Consider the following 6,659-nt stretch of genomic DNA (forward strand, 5'->3'; position numbering starts at 1 on the left):
CGCGCTCGCCCGGGCGCTGGTGAACGAGCCGAAGGTGCTGCTGCTGGACGAGCCGTCGATGGGGCTGGCGCCCATGCTCGTCCAGCAGATCTTCTCGATCATCCAGGAGATCAACCGGCGGGGCACGACGGTGCTGCTGGTGGAGCAGAACGCGCAGCAGGCGCTGCAGATCGCGCACCGGGCGTACGTGCTGGAGACCGGCCGGGTGGTCAAGTCGGCGCCCGCGGCGGACCTGCTGGACGACCCGGAGGTCCGGGCGGCCTACCTGGGCGGCGAGCTGGGCGACGGCGCCGCTCCGGCGGCCGGGGAAGCCGCTCCGGCGGCCGAGGAGCCCGCTCCGGCGGCCGAGGGCCCCGAGGACGGTTCCGGCGAGGGGACCGCGAAGTAGCGGCGCGTCCGAGCGTGTCAGGCCCGCTCGGCCCGGTTCGTCCGGGCCGGGCGGGCCTTGCGCGTCGCGGGGGTCAGGGGAGCTTGATCTCGGCGGGGTCCGGGTCGGTGGTGGCGCCGACCGGCGGTGAGCCGTACAGCCGGACGGCCCTGGTCCTGGCGCCGCGGGGGACGTCGAACCACAGGTCGAACTCGACGCGCATGGACGCCCCGACCGAGAGCCGCTCCGGCTGCCGTTTGATCATGGTGGCGTTGACGTCGGGGGAGTAGGTCCTGCCGTCGGTCGTGACGAGCCGCTGCTGCCAGGTGTCGAAGACCTGGATGTCGCGTCCGGTGTTGACGGCCAGGACCCGCACGCGGGTGAAGGCGCCCTTGGCGTTCATGGAGGCGTGGGTGCCCATGACGTCGGTCATGGCCTCGCGGAAGCCGACGACGGTGAACCGCATGTCGGCGCTTTTGCCCGTCCTGCCCTCGGGGACGGCCTCGCCCTCCCGCGCCTTCTCGGCGGGGATCTTGTAGTCGGGGAGGGAGGTGGCCTGCCCGGAGCCGGAGCACCCCGCGAGCGGGAGGGCCGCGGCGAGGGCGAGCGCGGCGCCCGCGAGGACGGTGCCCGCGCGAGCGGTGCCCGCCCGGTGCCGGGGGCGCGGGCCGGGGGTGCGCGTGTCAGCGTGGCGCATGCTCGGACGGTACGTCCGGCGCCCGGAACGGGTGAACGGGCGGGATCGTTTCGCAACCCAACCGCAACCGGTGACGGACCTACGCCGGTGTCGGGGGGCGCGACCGTCCCCGGACATGCGTTGACCCGGGGTCACCTTTGGGGCCGTACGAACCTTCCCCGGGCGCGTACGTTGTCTACTCGGTGACCCCGGGCCGGTCTGATCCACGCTACAGACCCGGGGGCGCGCATCGCAAAGAAAGCGCGGATCACGCCGTGTCAGCGGCCGGGCGGGGCGTCGCGCAGCATGCAGGTGAGGCGCGCGGTGCAGACCCGCCGGTCCTGGTCGTCGGTGATGACGATGTCGTAGGTGGCGAGGGTGCGGCCCCCGTGCGCGCGGGTCGCCACGCCCGTGACGAACCCGTCGGTGGCGGACCGGTGGTGGGTGGCGTTGATCTCGATCCCGACGGCGATGCGGTCCGGGCCCGCGTGCAGGGCCGCGCCCACCGAGCCTAGGGACTCGGCCAGCACGCAGGACGCGCCGCCGTGCAGCAGCCCGTACGGCTGGGTATTGCCCTTGACCGGCATGCGCCCCACGACGCGCTCGGCCGAGGCCTCCAGGTATTCGACGCCCATGTTCTTCGCCAGGTCGCCGTGCGCGTCGAACTCCTCCCCCGCGAGGATCTTCGCGCCCAGGTCCTCCGGGCTCGCGCCGTCGGTGTCAGTCACTTACGCCTCCACAAAACTGTCGTACGCGCAGACTAGAGTCCTGGTGTGGCGACCTCACCGACGACCCCTGACAAGCGCGACCGGCTTCTGCTGCTCGACGGCCACTCCCTGGCCTACCGGGCGTTCTTCGCATTGCCCGTGGAGAACTTCTCCACGACCGACGGGCAGCCGACCAACGCCGTGTACGGCTTCACCTCGATGCTCATCAACGTGCTGCGCGACGAGCAGCCGTCCCACATCGCGGTGGCGTTCGACCGCTCCGAGCCGACGTTCCGGCACGAGCAGTACGTCGAGTACAAGGCCGGCCGGCAGAAGACGCCCGACGAGTTCCGCAGCCAGGTCAGCCTGATCTTCGAGGTGCTGGACGCGCTGCGCATCCCGCGGCTCTCGGTCGCCGGGTTCGAGGCCGACGACATCATCGCCACGCTGTCCGTCCAGGCCACCCGCGCGGGGATGCAGACCCTCATCGTCACCGGCGACCGCGACGCGTTCCAGCTGGTCGACGACTCGGTGACGATCCTGTACCCCGTCCGCGGCGTGTCGGAGCTCGCCCGGATGGACCCCGCCGCCGTCGAGGCCAAGTACGGCGTCCCGCCCGAGCGGTACCGCGAGCTCGCCGCCCTCGTGGGGGAGAGCAGCGACAACCTGCCCGGCGTGCCCGGCGTCGGCCCGAAGACCGCCGCCAAGTGGCTCACCAAGTACGGCGACCTCGACACCCTCGTGAACCGCGTCGACGAGATCAAGGGCAAGGCCGGCGACAACCTGCGCGAGCACCTGTCCGGCGTGCTGCGCAACCAGCAGATCAACAAGCTCGACTGCGAGGTCGGCCTGGAGCTGACGCCGCCGCAGCTGACGATGGGCCAGTGGGACCGCGAGGAGATCCACACCCTGTTCGACTCGCTGCAGTTCCGCGTCCTGCGCGAACGGCTGTACTCCTCGATCTCGGCGGCCGAGCCCGAGGCCGATGAGGGCTTCGACGTCGAGGTGGAGCCGCTCGAACCCGGCGCCCTCGGCGCCTGGCTCGACGCCAACACCGCCGACCGGATCGGCGTCGCCGTCACCGGCACCTGGGGCCGCGGCACCGGCGAGATCACCGCGCTGGCGCTGGCGTCCGTCAAGGGCCCCGCCGTCCACCTCGACCCGGCCGAGCTGATCGAGGACGACGAGCGCGCCCTCGCCGCCTACCTCGCCGACCCCGCCCGCCCCAAGGCGATCCACGAGGCCAAGGGCCCGATGCTGGCGCTCGCCGCGCGCGGCATGCGGCTGGAGGGCGTCACCAGCGACACCGCGCTCGCCGCCTACCTCGCGCTCCCCGGCCAGCGCACGTTCGACCTCGCCGACCTCGTCCTGCGCTACCTGCACCGCGAGCTGCGCAGCGAGACCGAGGACTCCGGCCAGCTCACCCTGGACGGCTCCGGAGAGGAAGAGGCCGCCGAAGCCCTCGCCGTCCGCGCCCGCGCCGTCACCGAGCTCGCCGACGTCCTCGACAAGGACCTCGACAAGCGCGGCGCCACCCGCCTCCTGCGCGAGGTCGAGCTGCCGCTGGTCGGCGTCCTCGCCGCCATGGAACGCGCCGGCATCGCCGTCGACGCCGACCACCTGGCGGGCCTGTCGGCGTCCCTGGGCGGCCAGGTCAAGGAGCAGGAGCAGCTGGCCCACGCCGCCGTCGGGCGCGAGTTCAACCTCGGCTCGCCCAAGCAGGTCCAGCAGGTCCTGTTCGACGAGCTGAACCTCCCCAAGACCAAGCGCACCAAGACCGGCTACACCACCGACTCCGAGGCCCTCACGACCCTCCTGGAGAAGGACGGCCACCCCGTCCTGGAGCACATCCTGCGGTGGCGGGAGGTCGCCAAGCTCAAGAGCATCGTCGACTCCCTGATCCCCATGGCCGACGACGCCGGCCGCATCCACACCACGTTCAACCAGATGATCGCCGCCACCGGGCGGCTCTCCTCCACCGACCCCAACCTGCAGAACATCCCGATCCGCACCGCCGAAGGCCGCCAGATCCGCGAGGCCTTCGTCGTCGGCGACGGCTACGAGTCCCTCCTCACCGCCGACTACTCCCAGATCGAGCTGCGCATCATGGCGCACCTCTCGGAGGACGACGCGCTCCTGGAGGCCTTCGGCTCCGGCGCCGACTTCCACACCATCACGGCGTCCCGCGTCTTCGGCCTGCCGCCCGAGCAGATCGACTCCGAACTGCGCGCGCGCATCAAGGCCATGAACTACGGCCTCGCCTACGGCCTGTCCGCCTACGGCCTCTCCCAGCAGCTGCGGATCTCCCCGGACGAGGCGCGCGGCCTCATGGAGGAGTACTTCGAGCAGTTCGGCGGCGTCCGCGACTACCTCCGCGACATCGTCGCCAAGGCCCGCCAGGAGGGCTACACCGAGACCATCCTCGGCCGCCGCCGCTACCTGCCCGACCTCAACTCCGACAACCGCCAGCGCCGCGAGATGGCCGAACGCATGGCCCTCAACGCCCCCATCCAGGGCTCGGCCGCCGACATCATCAAGGTCGCCAGCCTCAACGTCGACCGCGCCCTCCGCGACGCCGGCCTCACCTCCCGCATGCTCCTCCAGGTCCACGACGAACTCGTCTTCGAAGTCGCCCCAGGAGAACTCGACGACCTGAAAACCCTCGTCAGCACCCAGATGGCCGCCGCCTACGAACTACGCGCCCCCCTGAGCGTCTCCATGGGCACCGGCCGCACCTGGCAGGACGCTGCGCATTAATTGCGTTTTTCTCCTCCTTCGGGCCTGGCGGCCCTCCATCGTCGATAAACGCGGGCGATCGCTGGCATCGCTCCGACTCGCCTAGCGGCTCGCTGCGCGATCAGGTTCTCGCTTCGCTTGAACCTGCCTTCGGACGCGATCGCAACCATTGAGGTTGTCGCGTGGTTGCGGTTGCGGACTGGGGTCGTTGCGCTGTGTTTTTTTGCAGTGTTCTCCTCTTTCGGGCCTGGCGGCCCTCTGTCGTCGGGCACTGCGGGCGATCGCTGGCATCGCTTCGTCTCGCCTTGCGGCTCGCTGCGCGATCAGATCCTTACTTCGCTCGGATCTGCCATCGGACGCGATCGCAACCATTGAGGCTGTCGCGTGGTTGCGGTTGCGGGCTGGGGTCGTTGCGCTGACTGTTGCCGTGCCCTGCTCCCTCGGGCCCGGCGGGCCCATTGGCGTCGGGCCTTGCGGGTGACCGTCGGCGTCGCCTCGGTTCGCTTCAGGCCCGAGCGGGGGTAGGCGGGCGCCTGGGCTTTGCCCTCATGGACGTTCTGCGGGAGTCGGGGGCTGGCTTGGATGCTCTCTCTCCGATGGGTGCGGTGGGGCGCTTCGGTTGGCTGTTCGGGGTGGGGGCGCGTTGTCGCCGGCGTTGGCTTCTCGCGTTGCGGGGTCGTCGGGTGCCGTGGGCGCCGGTCTTGGTCTTTCACCATCTGTCGGGTGTGTGTGGTTTGGCTGGGCGGCGGTTTGGGTCATCGGGCGGGGGTGTGCCTTTTGTTGGGCTATTTGTGCCTGTTTGTGCGGGTTGGGTTGCGGGTGGGTGGGGTTTTGTGACGGGGGTGTTGTTTTCGGGGGTGGGTGGGTTTTACCGGGGGTTTTCGGACTTGATTCTCTGTGGGGCCGGGTGGGGGTGGTGCGTGGGGATCATTCGGGTAGGTCGGTGGGTGTCCGTAGATGTCCGGGGGGTCGTACGCTGTCCCCCTGGTCCTGTTCGGGTCTACCGGCGGGGGAACTGTGCCTCTCCTTCACAAGATTGCTGGAGTCGTGGTCGTCTGTGCCGTTGTCCTGGGGCTGACGCTTCCCGGGGGGCGCAAGGAACATCGCAAGGAGAACGTGGCCCGGCGGGCCGGGGCCGCTTCCGAGGCGACGGCCACTGCGAGAGCCGCCAAGGCCGGGCTCGCGCCGGTGCCCGGGGCGCCCGGGGCCTCGGGGAGTGCGACGCCTTCGGCGGTGGTGTCCACGCCCATCGCCGCGGCGGCGGCCGGGGCGGTCGCGGTCAAGGCCAACGAGCTGGGGCAGGTCCCGGTGCTGATGTACCACCGGATCATGAAGAAGCCCGAGCTGTCGCTGGACCGGTCGAGCAAGGAGCTGTACGACGAGCTGACCGGGCTCGCCAAGGACGGCTACTACCCGATCACGGCGGCGGAGTTCGTCAGCGGGCGGATCGACGTGCCGGCGGGCAAGCATCCCGTGGTGCTGACGTTCGACGACAGCACGCCCGGGCACTTCGGGCTCGACCCGCAGGGCAACCCGGCGCCCGACACGGCCGTGGCGGTCATCGAACAGGTCGCGCGGGAGAACCCGGGGTTCCGGCCGGTCGCGACGTTCTACCTGAACAAGGAGCTGTTCGGGATGGACGAGACGCGGGCCGCCGCGGGGCTCGGATGGCTCCGGCAGCACGGGTTCGAGCTCGGCAACCACACCGTGTCCCACCCGAGCCTGACCGGCATGTCCGAGAAGGGCGTGCACAAGGAGATCGGGGACATGGAGGACCGGATCGTCCGGCTCACCGGGGCGCACGCGACCACGTTCGCGTACCCGTTCGGGGCCGTCCCGAAGAAGAAGGCGTGGGCCGAGAAGCAGGACGGCCGGTACGCCTTCCAGGGGATCTTCCTGGCCGGGTGGCGGCCGTCGGTCTCGCCGTTCGACGCCGACTTCGACCGGTGGAACATCGACCGGGTGCGGTCCGAGGGCAAGATCAAGGAGAACGACTGCACCAAGTACTGCTCCACGGCGTGGCTGGAGTACCTGGACAAGAACCCCGGCGAGCGGTACACCTCTGACGGAGACCCGAACACCGTGACGTTTCCCAAGGCGTCCGAGGACCGGATCGCCAAGCAGTACCGGGCCTACGCGCGGATGTACTGATCGCGGCGCCGCCAGCCGGATT

General features: G+C 70.5%; 4 protein-coding genes and 1 pseudogene. 3 read left to right on the forward strand and 2 right to left on the reverse strand.

Translation table 11 applies throughout. The annotated features are described in order from the left end of the window. A pseudogene (locus AB0C69_RS35880) lies at positions 1 to 388 on the forward strand (ABC transporter ATP-binding protein); the annotation flags it as partial. A gap of 73 nt (positions 389 to 461) precedes the next feature. On the opposite strand, the gene AB0C69_RS35885 reads toward AB0C69_RS35880, so the two are convergent. Both AB0C69_RS35885 and AB0C69_RS35890 read right to left on the reverse strand, forming a co-directional pair. Next, entirely contained in the window at positions 462 to 1,064 is a 603-nt protein-coding gene (locus AB0C69_RS35885; protein WP_360359838.1) for a DUF4352 domain-containing protein, read from the reverse strand. Between the two features lie 257 nt (positions 1,065 to 1,321). Next, positions 1,322 to 1,678 carry a hotdog fold thioesterase gene (locus AB0C69_RS35890; protein ID WP_345175617.1) on the reverse strand — a complete coding sequence of 119 codons (357 nt, stop codon included), beginning with the start codon at positions 1,676 to 1,678 and terminating at the stop codon, positions 1,322 to 1,324. A 138-nt stretch (positions 1,679 to 1,816) separates the two neighbouring features. Between AB0C69_RS35890 and polA the strand changes: the two genes are divergently transcribed. Further along, positions 1,817 to 4,507 (forward strand): DNA polymerase I, encoded by a 2,691-nt coding sequence (polA, locus tag AB0C69_RS35895; protein WP_345175365.1) that lies wholly within the window; start codon positions 1,817 to 1,819, stop codon positions 4,505 to 4,507. A 1,215-nt stretch (positions 4,508 to 5,722) separates the two neighbouring features. Continuing rightward, positions 5,723 to 6,637, forward strand: a complete 915-nt coding sequence (locus AB0C69_RS35900) for a polysaccharide deacetylase family protein (RefSeq protein WP_360359841.1) — start codon at positions 5,723 to 5,725, stop codon at positions 6,635 to 6,637. Positions 6,638 to 6,659 lie beyond the last annotated feature (22 nt).

This window comes from Actinomadura sp. NPDC048032 (assembly GCF_040653175.1).
Classification (GTDB): domain Bacteria; phylum Actinomycetota; class Actinomycetes; order Streptosporangiales; family Streptosporangiaceae; genus Spirillospora; species Spirillospora verrucosospora.

Bases quoted from the DNA above. Each gene is read 5' to 3' on its own strand.
- AB0C69_RS35885 (WP_360359838.1), bottom strand. From the start codon at position 1,064: ATGCGCCACGCTGACACGCGCACCCCCGGCCCGCGCCCCCGGCACCGG.
- AB0C69_RS35890 (WP_345175617.1), bottom strand. From the start codon at position 1,678: ATGGGCGTCGAATACCTGGAGGCCTCGGCCGAGCGCGTCGTGGGGCGC.